This window comes from Pseudomonas sp. WS 5021 (assembly GCF_012985535.1).
Lineage (GTDB): Bacteria > Pseudomonadota > Gammaproteobacteria > Pseudomonadales > Pseudomonadaceae > Aquipseudomonas.
On the sequence record NZ_JAAQWP010000001.1, the window covers coordinates 365,098 to 382,016 of the forward strand.

Genomic DNA, 16,919 nt, shown 5'->3' on the forward strand with positions numbered 1-16,919 from the left:
GTCCCACATTGGTTTATCGCTGTTCTTAAGTTCTGCGAAGAGACATTCATGTCCCCAACCCCACCCCCCAGCCAACCCGCCTACGTCCTGCACAGCCGCGCCTACCGCGAGACCAGCGCCCTGGTGGACTTCCTCACGCCCCAAGGCCGGCTACGCGCGGTACTGCGCAGCGCGCGGGGCAAGGCGGGCACGTTGGCGCGGCCATTCGTGGCCCTGGAGGTGGAGTTTCGCGGCAAGGGCGAGCTGAAAAACGTCGGCCGCCTGGAAAGCATCGGCACTTCGGCCTGGCTCAATGGCGAGGCGCTGTTCAGTGGCCTGTACCTCAACGAACTGCTGATCCGTCTTTTGCCCGCCGAAGACCCGCACCCAGCGGTGTTCGATCACTACGCCGCCACCTTGCTGGCCCTGGCCGAAGGCCGTCCCCTGGAGCCGCTGTTGCGTGCTTTCGAGTGGCGCCTGCTCGACGACCTGGGCTACGGTTTTGAACTGAGCAACGACCTGCACGGCGAGCCCATCGCCAGCGACGGCATGTACCGCCTGCAAGTGGACGCCGGGCTGGAGCGCGTCTATCTGCTGCAACCGGGCCTGTTCCAGGGCACCGAACTGCTGGCCATGAGCGAGGCTGACTGGACAGCGCCTGGCGCCCTGTCTGCCGCCAAGCGCCTGATGCGCCAGGCCCTGGCCGTACATCTGGGCGGTCGGCCATTGGTCAGTCGCGAGTTGTTTCGAAAGCCCTGACATCCCCGTGTATGCTGTGCACCGATTCTTTCCCTTTTCAGGAGCGCTTCCGTGACCACCAGCAATCGCATTCTTCTTGGCGTCAACATCGACCACGTCGCCACCCTGCGCCAGGCCCGGGGCACTCGCTACCCTGATCCGGTGAAGGCTGCGCTGGATGCCGAAGAAGCAGGCGCCGACGGGATCACCGTGCACCTGCGCGAAGACCGCCGGCACATCCAGGAGCGCGACGTACTGGTGCTCAAGGACGTGCTGCAAACCCGCATGAACTTCGAAATGGGCATCACCGAAGAAATGATGGCCTTCGCCGAGCGCATCCGCCCGGCACATATCTGCCTGGTCCCGGAAACACGCCAGGAACTGACCACCGAAGGCGGCCTGGATGTGGCCGGCCAGGAAGCGCGGATCAAGGCTGCGGTCGAGCGCCTGGCGCAGATCGGCAGTGAAGTCTCGCTGTTCATCGATGCCGACGAACGGCAGATCGAAGCCTCGCGCCGTGTGGGCGCCCCGGCCATTGAGTTGCACACCGGGCGCTACGCCGATGCCACAACCCCGACCGAAGTCGCCGACGAACTGCAACGCATCATCGATGGCGTGGCCTGCGGCCTGCGTGAGGGCCTGGTGGTCAACGCCGGCCATGGCCTGCACTACCACAACGTCGAAGCCGTGGCGGCGATCAAGGGCATCAACGAACTGAACATCGGCCACGCCCTGGTCGCCCATGCGCTGTTCGTCGGTTTCAAGGGCGCGGTCGCCGAGATGAAAGCGCTGATCCTGGCCGCCGCCAAGCCCTGAGCAACGCTGAAGATCCAACGTGGGACGGGCTTGTGTGGGAGCGGGCTTGCCCGCGATAAGGGAGTTTCAGTCGATACCTCTATTGACTGACACAGCGCTATCGCGGGCAAGCCCGCTCCTACACAAGCCCTTTCCCACATGCGGCAATGCGAAGCCTTACTGTTTAGCCGGCAGGGGTGTATCGTATTTGCCCTTTGCGGGCCCTGGGCCCGCGCAGATCCGTGAGGTTGTTGTGTCCCGATCCTTTTCCCGTCGACAAATCCTTGGTGGCCTCGCCGGCCTGGCAGTGGTGGGTGTCGGTGCCGGTGGCGCCTATCGCTACTGGCTGGGGAAAGTCGCGGACGCCAGCGCCGGGCGTGATTACGAGTTGATTGCCGCACCGTTGGACGTGGAACTGGTGCCGGGACACAAGACCGAAGCCTGGGCTTTCGGCCCCTCGGCGCCGGGCACCGAATTGCGTGTACGCCAGGGCGAATGGCTGCAGGTGCGCTTTATCAACCACCTGCCCGTTGCCACCACCATCCACTGGCACGGCATCCGCCTGCCCCTGGAAATGGACGGCGTGCCGTACGTCTCACAATTGCCGGTACTGCCTGGCGAGTATTTCGACTACCAGTTCCGCGTGCCCGACGCCGGCAGCTACTGGTATCACCCCCATGTCAGCAGCAGCGAAGAACTGGGCCGTGGCCTGGTCGGCCCATTGATTGTCGAGGAGCGCGAGCCCACCGGCTTCCAGCACGAACGCACCCTGAGCCTGAAAAACTGGCATATCGACGAGCAGGGTGAATTTGTCGAGTTCAGCATCCCCCGCGAAGCAGCCCGTGGCGGTACGGCCGGGCGCCTGTCGACCATCAACGGTGTGCCGCAGGCGGTCATCGACCTGCCTGCCGGGCAAATCACCCGGGTGCGCTTGCTCAACCTCGACAACACCCTGACCTATCGCCTGAACATTCCCAACGCCCAGGCGCAGATCTACGCGCTGGACGGCAACCCCATCGAGCCACGGCCTTTGGGCAAGGAATACTGGCTAGGCCCGGGCATGCGCATTTGCCTGGCAATCAAGGCTCCGCCGGCCGGCGAAGAGCTGTCGATCCGCAATGGCCCGGTGCGTCTGGGTACCTTCCGCTCGGTGGCTAATACTGATGCGCCGGGCGAGTGGCCGCCCGCGTTGCCGGCCAACCCGATTGCCGAGCCGGACCTGGCCAATGCCGAGAAACTCAACTTCAATTTCGAATGGGTCGGCTCGGTCTCGGTCAACGTCGAAAACAGGCCGCCGAGCCTGTGGCAGATCAACGGCCAGGCCTGGGATATCACCGACAAGACCTGCGCCGACCGGCCGATTGCCAAGCTCGAGTTGGGCAAGAGCTACATCTTTGAATTGAAAAACATGACCCAGTACCAGCACCCGATCCACCTGCATGGCATGAGCTTCAAGGTCATCGCCTCGAACCGCCATAAAGTGACGCCGTACTTCACCGACACCTACCTGTTGGGCAAGAACGAGCGCGCCCGCGTGGCGTTGGTGGCGGATAACCCCGGGGTGTGGATGTTCCATTGCCATGTGATCGACCACATGGAAACCGGCCTGATGGCCGCCATTGAGGTGGCGTGATGCGCCAGATTCGCCCCACGGCGATCATCGACCGCAGCCGTGACCAGGACTTCATGCGTGAAGCCCTGGCTCTTGCCGCCCAGGGCGCGGCCCTGGGTGAAGTACCGGTAGGCGCGGTGCTGGTGCAGGACGGCGAAATCATCGGGCGCGGCTTCAACTGCCCGATCAGCGGCAGCGACCCCAGCGCCCATGCCGAGATGGTCGCCATCCGCGCGGCGGCCCAGGCCGTCAGCAACTACCGCCTGCCGGGCAGCACGCTGTACGTGACCCTTGAGCCGTGCAGCATGTGCGCCGGGCTGATCGTCCACTCGCGCATCGCCCGGGTGGTGTACGGCGCGCTGGAGCCCAAGGCCGGGATTGTGCAGAGCCAGGGGCAGTTCTTCAGCCAGGGCTTTCTCAATCACCGGGTGTTGTATGAAGGCGGGGTGTTGGCCGAGGAGTGTGGGACGGTGTTGAGTGAGTTCTTCAAGGCCAGAAGGGCCAAGCCCAGCACCTGATCTCAATGTGAAAACCCAATCAATGTGGGAGCTGGCTTGCCTGCGATAGCGGTCTGCCAGTTGCCAAATGTGTAGCTGACCCACCGCTATCGCAGGCAAGCCAGCTCCCACATTTTTGATCTTCATGTTTTCTGGAAGAGTGGGGGTTACTTCTTGGCGATAATCACCGCGCGCATCGGCGCCGGCAGCCCTTCAATCGTCTTGCTGTGATCTTCAGGGTCGAGGAAGTCACTCAAGGACTGATACTTCATCCACTCTGTCCCACGCTGTTCCTCGATCGTGGTCACGCTCACATCCACGCAACGCACTTCGCTGAACCCGGCACGCCGCAGCCAGAGCATCAACGCCGGCACCGAAGGCAGGAACCATACATTACGCATCTGTGCGTAACGGTCTTCTGGCACCAGTACCTGTTGTTGATCACCCTCGATCACCAACGTCTCCAGCACCAGTTCGCCACCCTTGACCAGGCAATCCTTGAGCGCCAGCAAATGCTCGATCGGCGAACGGCGGTGGTAGAACACGCCCATGGAGAACACCGTGTCGAAACCTTCCATGTTCGGTGGCAGGTCCTCGAACGGGAACGGCAGGTGCCAGGCGTTGGGGGCCGACAGGTAGCGCTGCACCGCCTGGAACTGGCAGAAGAACAGCCAGTTGGGATCCACGCCAATCACACTGTCGGCGCCGGCGCCGAGCATGCGCCACATGTAATAACCGTTGCCACAGCCCACATCGAGGATGCGCTTGCCTTTGAGGTTCAGGTGCGGCGCGACCCGCGACCATTTCCAGTCCGAGCGCCATTCGGTGTCCACATGCACCCCGAACAGGTTGAACGGCCCCTTGCGCCACGGGCTCAGGCCCATCAGCGCGGCATGCATCTGCTCACGGGTTGCGTCATCGCAATCGGTGTCCAGGGTCAGGCCGTTCAGCAGGTCGATTTTGCTTGGCAGGATCTTGGGCAAGGCGTCCAGCGCACTTTGCCAGCGGGCCAGGTCGCCATGGCCCTTTTCCATCTTTGCATCGAGTTGTGCTTGCAGGCCCTGGGCCCATACGGCCAGGGGAGTGCCGACCAGATGGCGGGCGAGGGGAGACAGATCAATCATGGCAAGGCAATCAACGAGGCAAAGTTAAGACACTGGAACCACGGCACGACTTTCGAGAACCCGGCCGCCAGCAGGCGTTCACGGTGTTCCTCGAGGCTGTCGGGCTTCATGACGTTTTCGATGGCGCTGCGCTTCTGGGCGATTTCCAGTTCGCTGTAGCCGTTGGCGCGCTTGAACGCCACGTGCAGATCGGTGAGCAATGCATGTTCTTCGGGATCATTGAAACGCAGTTTTTCCGAGAGAATCAGCGCGCCACCCGGCAGCAGCGCCTGGCGAATCCGCCCAAGCAGCGCCAGGCGCTCCTCGGGGGCGATAAATTGCAGAGTGAAATTCAGCGCCACCACCGAGGCCGGCTGGAACTCCAGGGCGAGGATATCGCCATCGATTACCTCCACCGGCAGCAGCTCCTGGAACATCGAGTCCTGGCCGTTGAGGTATTCGCGGCAGCGCTCGACCATCGCCGCCGAGTTATCCACAGCGATCACCCGGCAGCCGTCGGTGCGCACATGGCGCCGCAGGGCCTGGGTCACCGCGCCCAGGGACGAACCCAGGTCATACAGCACACTGCCCGGCTGGGCGAACTGCGCTGCCAGTACGCCGAGGTTCTCGACAATGGTCGGGTAACCGGGCACCGAACGCTTGATCATGTCCGGGAACACCCGCACCACGTCCTCGTTAAAGGCGAAGTCCGGCACCTGGGGCAAGGGCTGGGCGAATAGGCGATCGGGTTCTTTGCTCACGGCTGTTCCGGCGACGAAGTGGAAAAGGCCGGCATTTTAGCCAGGTTGGCGAGGCGATGCGCGGGTTGTCTGATGGAAAGCCGATGCGGTGATGCCCCATTGCCCCAACCAGTAGGTGATGATCAACAGATACGGCGCCGCATCGAAGGTCACCACAAAGCGGTTGATGCCGATCAGCGTGTCGGAAAACACAAACAACGCCGCGCCGATGGCCGCCAGCTGTGCCGAGCGCTTGGGCACGTCGCTACCCAGGCGAGCCAGCGCACGCCAGAGCATGGCGCTGATCACCAACGCGTACACCACCACCGGAATCAGCAAATCGCCCAGGCCGTGGGAAATCAGGATGCTCAACAAAATTGCCCCAACTCCCAGCGCCAGGGCCAGTGGCAACAGGGCCGGGCGGCGGCAGTCGCTGAAGTAGGCCTTGAGGTACGCCAGGTGCGCGAACAAAAACGCGCCCAGGCCGAAGATAAACAGGTCGCCAGGCCAGGCCAGCAACACATCGCCCACTACGGAGAAAATCAACCCCAGGCTGATCCAGCGTCGATAGTCGCTGGGCGGCGCATCATGCAGCCAGCCCAGCATCGCCAGCACCGGTAGCGGCTTGACCAACAGGCAAAGCAAGGTGGCATGCGTGCTCAGACCGTAGATAAAGGTACCGGCACCCATCAACGCAAGAATCATCCATGGCATATCAGTTCACCGTAATGGCGCAGTCAAAGGTGTCCACCGGATTCACTTCCGGGGCCCAGGGTTGTTGGGAGGTCAGGCGCAGGCGGCCGCTACCTGGGGTAAAGGCCTGGAAGCGCCAGGTGGATTGCCCGGCGGCACCCACCACGCCCGCGTCCTCGGGGTTGCTGTAGACCTCGGGGCCGAGGCTGCGCAGCACGCCGCCGGCCGAATCCTGGATCGCCCAGCGATAACCGGTGGTGGGGTTGCTCGGCAAGGTCAGGGTCAGGTTTTGCCCGGCCTTGAGCTTGAGCGGGCAGGCGCTCTGTTTTTCGACGGTGACGTTTTGCTTCGGTGCACTGGCGCAAGCCCCGAGCAGGGCGAGGCTTAGCGCAAGAAGCAGGCGGGCAGCGGTCATGAAGGCTCCGTTTATTGGCGACGAAGGGCGAGCATAACCGAAGATGAGACAAGGTGTTACAGCAGGGTTTTGATGTTGGCCGTGCTGGCCCTATCGCGGGCAAGCCCGCTCCTACAGAGTACGCATTCCAACTGTAGGAGCGGGCTTGCCCGCGATGAGGCCAGTGCAGGCGCTACAGAACTATCAGAACAACACCTTCGCCACATCCGCAAACCGCTTGGCAAAGTGCACCGTCATGCCCTCCTTGAGGTACTCCGGCAACTCTTCAAAGCTGCCGCGGTTGGGCTCCGGCAGGATCAGTTCATGGATCTTCTGCCGCCGCGCCGCAATTACCTTCTCGCGCACGCCGCCAATCGGCAGTACATGCCCGGTCAGGGTCAGTTCGCCGGTCATGGCCACGCCTTTTTTCGGCGGCTGGTTGCGTGCCAGCGAGAGCAACGCACTGGCCATGGTCACCCCGGCACTCGGGCCGTCCTTGGGCGTCGCACCTTCCGGCACGTGCAGGTGCACGAAGGCTTCGTCGAAGAACTTCGGGTCACCGCCAAACGACTTCAGGTTGGAACTGATGTAGCTGTAGGCGATTTCGGCGGATTCCTTCATCACTTCACCCAACTGCCCGGTGAGCTTGAAGCCGCGATTGAGCGTGTGGATGCGCGTCGCCTCGATCGGCAAGGTGGCGCCACCCATGCTGGTCCAGGCCAGGCCGGTGATGACACCCGTGCCCGACAGTACCTGCTCGTTACGAAACACCGGCATGCCCAGGGAGCTTTCCAGGTCCTTGTTGCCGATCTTGATCACCGAGTCCGGCTCATCCAGCAGCTTGACCACCGCCTTGCGTACCAGCTTGCCCAGTTGCTTCTCCAACTGGCGCACCCCGGCTTCGCGGGCATAGCCGTCGATCAACGCGCGCAGGGCGCCGTCGGTGATGCTCAGGCTGGTTTTTGCCACACCGGCTTTTTCCAGCTGCTTGGGCCACAGGTGGCGCTTGGCGATGGCGACTTTTTCTTCGGTGATGTAGCCCGACAGGCGAATCACTTCCATGCGGTCCAGCAACGGGCCGGGGATCGAGTCCAGGGTGTTGGCGGTGCACACGAACAGCACCTTGGACAGGTCCAGGCGCAGGTCCAGGTAGTGGTCGAGGAATTCGACGTTCTGTTCCGGGTCGAGGGTTTCCAGCAGGGCCGACGCCGGGTCGCCCTGGTAGCTCTGGCCCATCTTGTCGATCTCGTCGAGCATGATCACCGGGTTCATCACTTCTACATCTTTGAGCGCCTGCACCAGCTTGCCCGGCAGGGCGCCGATGTAGGTGCGGCGATGGCCCTTGATCTCGGCCTCGTCGCGCATGCCGCCGACGCTGAAGCGGTAGAACGGCCGCCCCAGGGACTCGGCAATCGATTTGCCGACGCTGGTCTTGCCCACGCCCGGCGGGCCCACCAGCAGCACGATGGAGCCGGCGACTTCGCCTTTATAGGCGCCCACGGCAAGGAACTCGAGGATGCGACTCTTGATGTCGTCCAGCCCCGCATGGTGTTTATCCAGGACTTTGCGTGCGTGCTTGAGGTCGAGCTTGTCCTCGCCATACACGCCCCACGGCACCGAAGTGGCCCAGTCCAGGTAATTGCGCGTCACCGCGTACTCCGGCGATCCGGTCTCGAGGATCGACAGCTTGTTCAGCTCTTCATCAATGCGCTTCTGCGCCTGGGCCGGCAGCACCTTGCCTTCCAGGCGTTGCTCGAACTGCTCGACGTCGGCACTGCGGTCGTCCTTGGTCAGCCCCAGCTCCTGCTGGATCACCTTGAGCTGTTCCTTGAGGAAGAACTCGCGCTGGTGCTCGCCGATCTTGCGGTTCACCTCGGCGGAAATTTCCTTTTGCAGGCGCGCAACTTCCACCTCTTTGCGCAGCATCGGCAAGACTTTTTCCATGCGCTTGAGCATCGGCACGCAGTCCAGCACTTCCTGCAACTCGTTGCCGGTGGCCGAGGTCAGTGCGGCGGCGAAGTCGGTCAGGGGCGACGGGTCGTTGGGGCTGAAGCGGTTGAGGTAGTTCTTCAGCTCTTCGCTGTACAGCGGGTTGAGCGGCAGCAGTTCCTTGATCGCATTGATCAGCGCCATGCCGTAGGCCTTGACCTCATCGGTCGGCTCGCTGGGCTGGTGCGGGTATTCGACTTCTACCAGGTACGGTGGGCGGTGATGCTTGAGCCAGGTCTTGATGCGCACGCGGGTCAGGCCCTGGGCAACGAACTGCAGCTTGCCGTTTTCGCGGCTGGCGTGATGCACCTTGACCAGGGTGCCGTACAGCGGCAGGGCGGAGGTGTCGAAATGCCGTGGGTCTTCGGGTGGCGTGTCCATGAAGAACAGCGCAAGGGAGTGATGGTCGGATTTGCTCACCAGCTCCAGGGTCTCGGCCCAGGGTTCTTCATTGACGATCACCGGCAACACTTGCGCCGGGAAGAACGGGCGGTTGTGGATCGGGATGATATAGACCTTGTCCGGCAGGTTTTGCCCAGGCAGGGCCAGGCCGGTGTTGGACGACGGGGTTTGTGCGTTTTCGGGGTCGGCGTAGTCGTTGAGGTCGATATCGGGGAATTCTTGCTGGTCGCTCATGGGGCACCTGCATAGTGAAGTATGGAGGTTAGATGGGGCAGGTGAGCGGTGGTTTCAATGGCGGCGGGTGGTTAGCAACAAATTGCATGATATTTCGACGTCAGCGCGGTGCCGCTGCGGGAACGGGCAAGTCACCGCGCACCGGCACTCTCTTGCGCAAAAAAACACGGCGATTTGAGGCCTGCCTGCGGGGTTTAGACGGTGATCTGTCGTCAAAATAATGTCAGCCAGGCGCCCGCATTTATTAGGTTTACTTCTGCCCGGCTGCGGCTAATCTGGGTTTTCCAAATGCCCCGAGAGAACGGGCATTTATTTGACACCGGGTCTGCAGTCGCGAGGGATGCGTATGACAAAAGGACGCTTGAGCTGGGGCGCGGGCACGCTGCCAGGAGGCAAGCGAATGAAGTGGCGCCACGCTTTCCAGACGCGGCTGGTCGGGGTGTTGGGGTTATTGCTGCTAGTGGTGGTGGGCGCGGTGTACTTCGCCGTGAAGGTTGCCACCACCCGTGCCGTGGAAAACCAGGCCCAGGTGCAACTGGAGACCGGCAGCCGGGTGTTCGAGCGCCTGCTGGACCTGCGCGGACGGCGCCTGCAATACGGCCTGGACTGGCTGACGGTGGACGAGCAATTTCGCCGCGCGGTCGCCGAGGGCCAGCCGGCACCGATCCTCGCTGCCCTGCGCCGGCATGGCAGCGGGATCCGTTCCAGCGAGGTGTTTGTGCTGGGGCTCGATGGCCAGGTCATCGTCAGCACTCTGGCTGGCGTGCCGGCGCAGCAAGCCTTCCCCTATGCCGATGCACTGCGCCATGCCCGGCGCAACTCCCTGCAAATGTTGATCGTCGCCCTGGCCGGCCAGCCGTTTTTGCTGGTGCAGGAAGAGGTGCTGGACCCGCTGCCCATTGCGCGGGTGGTCATGGGCTTTTCCATGGATGAGGTGTTTGCCGCCGAATTGCGCTCCCTGAGCAATCTGGAGGTGTCGTTCATGAGCATGGACCAGGGGCAGCCGGGCACCCTGTTCAGCACCCAGCCCTCGGCCGACCGCCCGGCCATCATCCAGGCGCTGCAGGAATCGAGCACCGCCGAGCTGGCGCAGATGAGCGAATTGCACGGCCAGCGTTTTCTCAGCCAGGTCCTGCCCCTGGCCAACACCGGTGATGGCGGGCAAGTCATGGCTTTGCTGCAAAGCCCGCTGGACCATGCCCTGCAATCCTTTGCGCCGCTGGACCGGCAGTTTCTCGGCATCGCCCTGGCAGCCCTGCTGGTCTCGCTGGTGGGCGCGCTGTTGATGGCGCGCCGCGTGTCCCGCCCTCTCGATGCCCTGGTGCAGGCGGCCGAGCGTATTGGCGGCGGGGATTACCGCACCCCAGTGGCGGTGCGCGGCAAAGATGAGTTCGGCCTGCTGGCCCGGGCCTTCAACGCGATGCAAAGCGGCATTGCCGTACGTGAGCGGCAGTTGGCGCACAACGCCCTGCACGATGCGCTGACCGGCCTGCCCAACCGCGCGCTGGCCATGGAACGCCTGGGCAGTGCGATCAGTGCACGGCGGCCGGTGGTAGTGCTGTACCTGGGGATTGAAAACTACCGGGTGATCAACGAAGGCTTTGGCCCCCAGGGCGTCGAGGAAATGCTGCGTGAGGCCAGCCGCTGCCTGCTGTCGAGCCTGGCGGCGGGGGATTCGGCGGCGCGCATTACCGGCAGCGAATTCCTCGTATTGCTGGAAAACACCAAGCTCGACAGCGCCGTGGCCCGCGCCGACCGCCTGTACAGCCTGTTGACCGAGCCGCAGCGGGTCGGTGGCGACGAACTACGCCACGAAGTGAGCATGGGTATTGCCGCCTACCCCGAGGATGGCCAGCAGGTCGAAGAGTTGATCAGCCGCGCCGCCATTGCCCGTCACGACGCGGCCGCGCTGCCTGGCTATTTACAGATTTACCAACAGGACCGCGACCTCGCCCATCAACGCCAGATCAGCCTGATCCGCGACCTGCGCCGCGCCGCCATCGAAGACGAACTGTTCCTGTGCTATCAACCCAAGCTCGACCTGCGCCACGGCTATGTGCGCCAGGCCGAGGCGCTGTTGCGCTGGCAGCACCCGACCCTGGGCCTGGTGTCCCCCGCCGAATTCATCCCCCTGGCCGAACGCTCCGGCAGCATGGCCAGCCTGACGCACTGGGTGATCGAAGAGGCGATCCGCCAGTTGGCAGAGTGGAGCGTGCGTGGGCTGGAAGTGCAGCTGTCGCTGAATATTTCGGTGGACGACCTGGGCGATGAAGGGCTGGCACCACGGGTCACCGAGCTGCTGGAACTGCACGGGGTGCTGGCCGGGCAGTTGATTTTCGAAATCACCGAAAGCGCGATCATGCACAACCCGGAACAGGCGTTGCGCATTCTCGAGCAATTGCGCGGCTGTGGCATCAGCCTGTCGGTGGACGACTTCGGTACCGGCTACTCGTCCCTGGCCCAATTGCAGCGCTTGCCGGTGCAGGAACTGAAGATCGACCAGTCGTTCGTGCGCAACCTCGACAGCACCAGCGGCGACGCGGTGATCGTGCGTTCGACCATCGAGATGAGCCACAACCTGGGGCTCAAGGTGGTGGCCGAAGGGGTGGAGTTCGAACCCAGCCTGAGGCTGCTCAAACAATGGAATTGCGACACCGCCCAGGGCTACCTGATCAGCCGGCCATTGAATGCCATGGCCTTTGAGATGTGGATGCGCCGCGATCGCAGCACGGTGTGACGGGCCCGGCGCGGTCAACATGTGGGAGAGGGCTTGTGTGGGAGCTGGCTTGCCTGCGATAGCGGTGGATCAGTTGGCATATGTTGCACTGACCCACCGCTATCGCAGGCAAGCCAGCTCCCACATTTGAACGGTATTTCAAATAAAAAACCCCGGAATCCCGGGGTTTTTTGTTGCAGCTGTCGCTTAATCCGCCAGCTTGAACGCCATCACATAGTCACCCTGCTTGGTCCCCAGGGAACCATGACCGCCCGCCACGACCAGCACGTATTGCTTGCCGTCCTTGCCGGTGTAGGTCATCGGGGTGGTTTGCGCGCCCGCAGGCAGGCGGCCTTCCCACAGTTGCTTGCCGTTTTTCACATCATAGGCACGCAGGTACTGGTCGAGGGTACCGCTGAGGAAGGACACGCCACCGGCCGTGGTGAAGGTCCCGCCCAGGCTTGGCACGCCCATGCTCAGGGGGATGGGCACTGGCGAGCTGTCACGCACGGTGCCGTTCTTGTGCATCCAGATGGTCTTGTTGTTGGTCAAGTCCACAGCGGCCACATAACCCCAGGCCGGCGCCTGGCACGGCAGGCCCATGGGCGAGAGCATCGCTTCCAGGACCACACCATAAGGGGTGCCTTTGTTCGGCTGCACGCCTTCGGTCTCGCTGACACGCGGGCCCATGGCGGCGATTTTTTCCGCCGGGATCATGGTCGACTTGAACGCCATGTAGCTTGGGTTGACGAACGCGATCTGGCGTACCGGGTCAACCGAGATGCCGCCCCAGTCGAACACGCCGAAGTTGCCTGGGTAGACGATCGAGCCTTGCAGCGATGGCGGGGTGAACGGGCCGTCGTAGCGCAGGGACTTGAAGTCGATCCGGCACAGCAGTTGGTCGAACGGGGTCACGCCCCACATGTCACGTTCCTTGAGGGGCGGTGGCATGAAGTTGAGGTCGGACTTGGGCTGGGTTGGCGAGGTGTGATCGCCCGCGACCGCACCTTGCGGTACCGGGATTTCGTTGATCGGCACCACCGGCTCGCCCGTTGCGCGGTCGAGCACGTAGATGCTGCCTTGCTTGGTCGAGGCCATCACGGCTTGCTTCACGCCGGCGGCGGTCTTGATGTCGATCAGGCTTGGCTGGCCGCCCACGTCCATGTCCCACAGGTCATGGTGAGTGAACTGGAAATGCCAGCGCACTTTACCGCTGTCGATATCCAGGGCAGTCAGGCCGGCAGCATGCAGCTCGGAAGCCGGGGTACGGTAGCCACCGAACTGGTCCGGGGTCTGGTTGCCCATCGGCAGGTAGAGCATGCCGAGTTTTTCATCGACCGCGAACATCGACCACATGTTGGGCGAGTTGCGGGTGTAGGTCTTGCCTTCGGCAATCGGCGTGGTGTCGTCCGGGTTGCCGCTGTCCCAGTTCCACACCAGCTTGCCGGTGTGCACGTCGAACGCGCGAATCACGCCGCTCGGCTCGTCGGTGGAGACGTTATCGGTGACGTGACCGCCAATCACCACCAGGTTCTTGGTGACGGCTGGCGGCGAGGTGGAGTAGTAGCCACCGGGGGCGAACGTGCCGATGTTGGCGCCCAGGTCGACCTGGCCTTTGTCGCCGAAGTCTTCACACATCTTGCCGGTGTCGGCGTTCAGGGCGATCAGGCGGGTGTCGGCAGTCGGCAGGAAGATGCGGCGCGGGCAGGCATTGGCGGCTGGCGCAGCGGCGCCGGTGGCCGGGCTTTGCTCGGTGGCGGCATAGGCTGCGTCATCGTGATACGACACGCCACGGCAGGTCATGTGTGCCCAACCCTTGAAGTTCGCGGCTTTTTGCGTCGAGAGCTTGGGGTCGAAACGCCAGATTTCCTTGCCGGTATCCGGGTCAAGGGCAATCACCTGGCTGTGCGGGGTGCACACGTAGAGCATGCCGTTGACTTTCAGCGGGGTGTTTTCCGCAGTGGTTTCGCCGGGGTCGCCCGGGCCAGGCAGGTCGCCGGTGCGATAAGTCCAGGCCGGTACCAGCTTGTGGGCATTTTGCGGGGTGATCTGCGCCAGCGGCGAGTAACGGTCACCGAAGGCCGAGCGGCCATAGGAATTCCAGTCGCCATCGGCCTGGGCCGGCGCGGCATTGGTCATGCCCGGTACCGCGTCGCGGTCCAGTTGGCCCTTGATTTCACCGGGGTTGGTGAACTGGCTGGCGATGGCGGTTGCGCCGGCCAGCACCACGGCCACGCTCAGCGCGCCGGTGCCCAGCGGGGCGGGTTGGCCACGCAGCAGGGGACGGCGCAACCACGGCAGCAGCATGACGATGCCCAAGGCGAACAGCAGGGCCAGGCGCGGCACCAGTTGCCACCAGTCCAGGCCGACTTCCCACAGGGCCCACACCGTACTGGCGAACAGCACCACCGCGTACAGGCCCAGCGCCGCGCGGCGCGTGGCCAGCAGCAGGAGGCCGGTCAGGGTGATGCCGATACCGGCCAGCAGGTAGTACAGCGACCCGCCGAGCATGCTCAGCTTGATGCCCCCGGCCAACAAGGCCAGGCCCATGATCAGCAGCAAGATCCCCAGCAACCTGGGCAGCAGGCGGCTTGGACTTGAAGCACCATCAGTGCTCATAGTGTGATTCTCCGTGACGTTTAAGGTAGTCCCGCGCTTGTTCACTGTAGATGACGTTTGCGCACAGGCTTGGTTCAGGGCTAATTGCGTTTATTGCGATTCAGAAGGACGCTTGCAGCTTGATCCCGCCGACCAGCGCGTCATCCACCTGGGCGACGGCCCCCGGATGACGGATGTATTGCAGGTTCGGGCGCACGGTCAGCCAGTTGCTGACGTGCACGCCGTAATAGAGCTCGGCGCTGTATTCGGTGTCTTGCACCGGCAGGTAGGCGCCGTCGTCAAAATCGTAGAGCGCACTGGCCTGGTTGCGGGCCTGGGCGTTCTTGCGATAGGCCGGGTTGACGTGCACGCGGGCCACGGCAAAGCCGATATCGTCGCGGGCGCGGGCATCGAAGGGGCCTTTGTAGACCACACCTGCCTGCACATAGTTATCCACAGCGTTGGTTTTCTTATCGTGCATCGTCGCGTTGGCGAACACGCTCAAGCCACGGGAGTGGTCACTGGCCAGGCTGGTGACTTGCTGCTGCACACCCAGCCACACGCCATGCTTGCTGGAGGCGCTGCGATAGGCCTCGCCACTGACGGCGGCGGGTTGGTCGTGGCGGTCCTTGTACACATCGCTGGCCTTGGCGCTGCTGTAGTAGTAGCCGGCGCGGTATTCGCCCGGCAGGTCGTGGAACGTTGGCGTCCACACCAGCTCCACCGGCAATAGGGCGCCCTGGGTGCCGCTGCCGCTGAGCTTGAAGCCATTGCCGCGATCGAGGTTGGACGGGTTCTGCTCAAAGGCGCCGATTTGCGCGTACAGCTCGGGTGTCAGGTGGTATTTGACCCGCAGCGCCCATTGGCTCACCGGCCAGTTGTACCAGATGCCACCGACCCAATTGCCCACCTGGGAGCCGCAGAACGCCAGGTTCTGGAAGTCGCAGGGGAAGCTGTTGAAGTCTTCGCCTTCGCCAAAACGCCCAGCTTTGATATCCAGTTTTTGGTCGAAGAATTTCTGCTGGTACCACATCTGCGTCAGGCGCCAGGTCTGGCCACGGCCCCAGACTTCCTGGGACGAGGTAAAGCCGCCGACCCGCGGGTCGTTGATGCGGTCGTTGCTGATGTTATTGCCACTGCGCTCGGTGATCGTCAGTTGGAACTCGGCGTCGTGCCAGCCGAGGATCTTCTGCAGATCCAAGTGGCTGCCGAAGGCCCACTGGTCGCTATAGCGAGCGGTGCGGTCATGGTCCGAGCCGCCGTGCAGGTTGCTGCCCATCTCGCCTGTGTAGTCGATCTTGAAGTCATAGCCTTGCTCAGACAGCGCTGTCCGGGAACCGCCAAGATCACCCAGCATCCACGGGGACTCATGGTCAAAGGCAGGGGCGGCCTGGGCGCAGTCGATCAGGCACAAAGGCAGCAGCGCAGCGCACAGGCGCAGTGTTGGGAAAGCAGGCATAGGCAAGGGCAGGTCTTAATAGTTTTTGGTTTTAGTACGCAAACGGCGGCCGGGGGATGGACGCTCGTCAGGTCTGGCTGAATGATGAAACGTTTCAGTTTGTTGCAGGCAAGGATAAAGCGCCGGCTCGGGGAGAGAAAGGGCTAATCGCAAGATGGATTATTTCGGATTTGGTAACAGTCGGCGCAGATACCGCAGAGCGATGTGGGAGCAGGCTTGCCCACTCCCACAGGGGGGCTCGTTTACAGCACGAGTTTGGCTAGACAACACGATTTAATGTGGGAGCTGGCTTGCCAGCGATAGCGTTGTGTCAGCACCGGATAAGCTGGCTGACCCACCGCCATCGCGGGCAAGCCCACTCCCACAGGGGATCTCGTTTACAGCACGAGTTTGGCTAGACAACAGAATTTAATGTGGGAGCTGGCTTGCCAGCGATAGCGTTGTGTCAGCACCGGATAAGCTGGCTGACCCACCGCCATCGCGGGCAAGCCCACTCCCACAGGGGGGCTCGTTTACAGCACGAGTTTGGCTAGACAACACAATTTAATGTGGGAGCTGGCTTGCCTGCGATAGCGTTGTGTCAGCACCGGATAAGCTGGCCGACCCACCGCCATCGCGGGCAAGCCCACTCCCACAGGGGATCTCGTTTACAGCACGAGTTTGGCTAGACAACAGAATTTAATGTGGGAGCTGGCTTGCCAGCGATAGCGTTGTGTCGGCACCGGATAAGCTGGCTGACCCACCGCCATCGCGGGCAAGCCTGCTCCCACAGGGGGCTCGTTTGCAGCACGGGTTTGGCTAGACAACACAATTTAATGTGGGAGCTGGCTTGCCAGCGATAGCGTTGTGTCAGCACCGGATAAGCTGGCTGACCCACCGCCATCGCGGGCAAGCCCGCTCCCACAGGGGGCTCGTTTGCAGCACGGGTTTGGCTAGACAACACATAGCTCCCCCAGGCTGAACATCACTG

General features: G+C 62.8%; 12 protein-coding genes. 5 read left to right on the top strand and 7 right to left on the bottom strand.

Features of this window, described 5'->3' with window-relative positions; translation table 11 throughout:
- Positions 1-48: 48 nt before the first annotated feature.
- The 4 genes from recO to tadA all read left to right on the top strand — a co-directional run bounded on the left by recO (position 49) and on the right by tadA (position 3,642).
- The gene (recO, locus tag HBO19_RS01695; RefSeq protein ID WP_170056784.1) at positions 49-738 is read left to right on the top strand and encodes a DNA repair protein RecO; all 690 of its coding nucleotides are present in this window, start codon (positions 49-51) and stop codon (positions 736-738) included.
- 51 nt (positions 739-789) lie between these two features.
- The gene (pdxJ, locus tag HBO19_RS01700; protein WP_169954501.1) at positions 790-1,533 is read left to right on the top strand and encodes a pyridoxine 5'-phosphate synthase; all 744 of its coding nucleotides are present in this window, start codon (positions 790-792) and stop codon (positions 1,531-1,533) included.
- 232 nt (positions 1,534-1,765) lie between these two features.
- A complete protein-coding gene (locus HBO19_RS01705) occupies positions 1,766-3,145 on the top strand; it encodes a multicopper oxidase family protein (RefSeq protein ID WP_170056785.1) in 1,380 nt (459 codons plus the stop codon).
- On the top strand, positions 3,145-3,642 hold the full coding sequence (gene tadA / locus HBO19_RS01710; RefSeq protein WP_169954499.1) for a tRNA adenosine(34) deaminase TadA: 498 nt from the start codon (positions 3,145-3,147) through the stop codon (positions 3,640-3,642). The genes HBO19_RS01705 and tadA overlap by 1 nt, the downstream gene beginning before the upstream one ends.
- Before the next feature lie 146 nt (positions 3,643-3,788).
- Here tadA and cmoB read toward each other — a convergent pair whose 3' ends face one another.
- From cmoB to lon, 5 genes are all read right to left on the bottom strand, one after another.
- Positions 3,789-4,745, bottom strand: coding sequence for a tRNA 5-methoxyuridine(34)/uridine 5-oxyacetic acid(34) synthase CmoB (gene cmoB, locus HBO19_RS01715; protein ID WP_170056786.1), 957 nt, complete (start codon positions 4,743-4,745; stop codon positions 3,789-3,791).
- The gene (cmoA, locus tag HBO19_RS01720) at positions 4,742-5,485 is read right to left on the bottom strand and encodes a carboxy-S-adenosyl-L-methionine synthase CmoA (protein WP_170056787.1); all 744 of its coding nucleotides are present in this window, start codon (positions 5,483-5,485) and stop codon (positions 4,742-4,744) included. The genes cmoB and cmoA overlap by 4 nt, the downstream gene beginning before the upstream one ends.
- Positions 5,486-5,521: 36 nt before the next feature.
- On the bottom strand, positions 5,522-6,178 hold the full coding sequence (locus HBO19_RS01725) for a lysoplasmalogenase (protein WP_169954496.1): 657 nt from the start codon (positions 6,176-6,178) through the stop codon (positions 5,522-5,524).
- Position 6,179: 1 nt separating this feature from the next.
- Complete coding sequence (locus HBO19_RS01730) at positions 6,180-6,572, bottom strand: protease inhibitor I42 family protein (RefSeq protein ID WP_169954495.1); 393 nt, start codon at positions 6,570-6,572, stop codon at positions 6,180-6,182.
- Between the two features lie 183 nt (positions 6,573-6,755).
- On the bottom strand, positions 6,756-9,176 hold the full coding sequence (gene lon, locus HBO19_RS01735) for an endopeptidase La (protein ID WP_262376934.1): 2,421 nt from the start codon (positions 9,174-9,176) through the stop codon (positions 6,756-6,758).
- A gap of 400 nt (positions 9,177-9,576) precedes the next feature.
- On the opposite strand from lon, the gene HBO19_RS01740 reads away from it, so the two are divergent.
- Positions 9,577-11,913, top strand: a complete 2,337-nt coding sequence (locus HBO19_RS01740; RefSeq protein WP_170041801.1) for a bifunctional diguanylate cyclase/phosphodiesterase — start codon at positions 9,577-9,579, stop codon at positions 11,911-11,913.
- 186 nt (positions 11,914-12,099) lie between these two features.
- Here the strand turns inward: HBO19_RS01740 and HBO19_RS01745 are convergent, their stop codons facing one another.
- Both HBO19_RS01745 and HBO19_RS01750 read right to left on the bottom strand, forming a co-directional pair.
- Positions 12,100-14,511 carry a glucose/quinate/shikimate family membrane-bound PQQ-dependent dehydrogenase gene (locus HBO19_RS01745; protein WP_169954493.1) on the bottom strand — a complete coding sequence of 804 codons (2,412 nt, stop codon included), beginning with the start codon at positions 14,509-14,511 and terminating at the stop codon, positions 12,100-12,102.
- 100 nt (positions 14,512-14,611) lie between these two features.
- A complete protein-coding gene (locus HBO19_RS01750) occupies positions 14,612-15,949 on the bottom strand; it encodes a carbohydrate porin (protein ID WP_170057088.1) in 1,338 nt (445 codons plus the stop codon).
- Between the last annotated feature and the right edge of the window lie 970 nt (positions 15,950-16,919).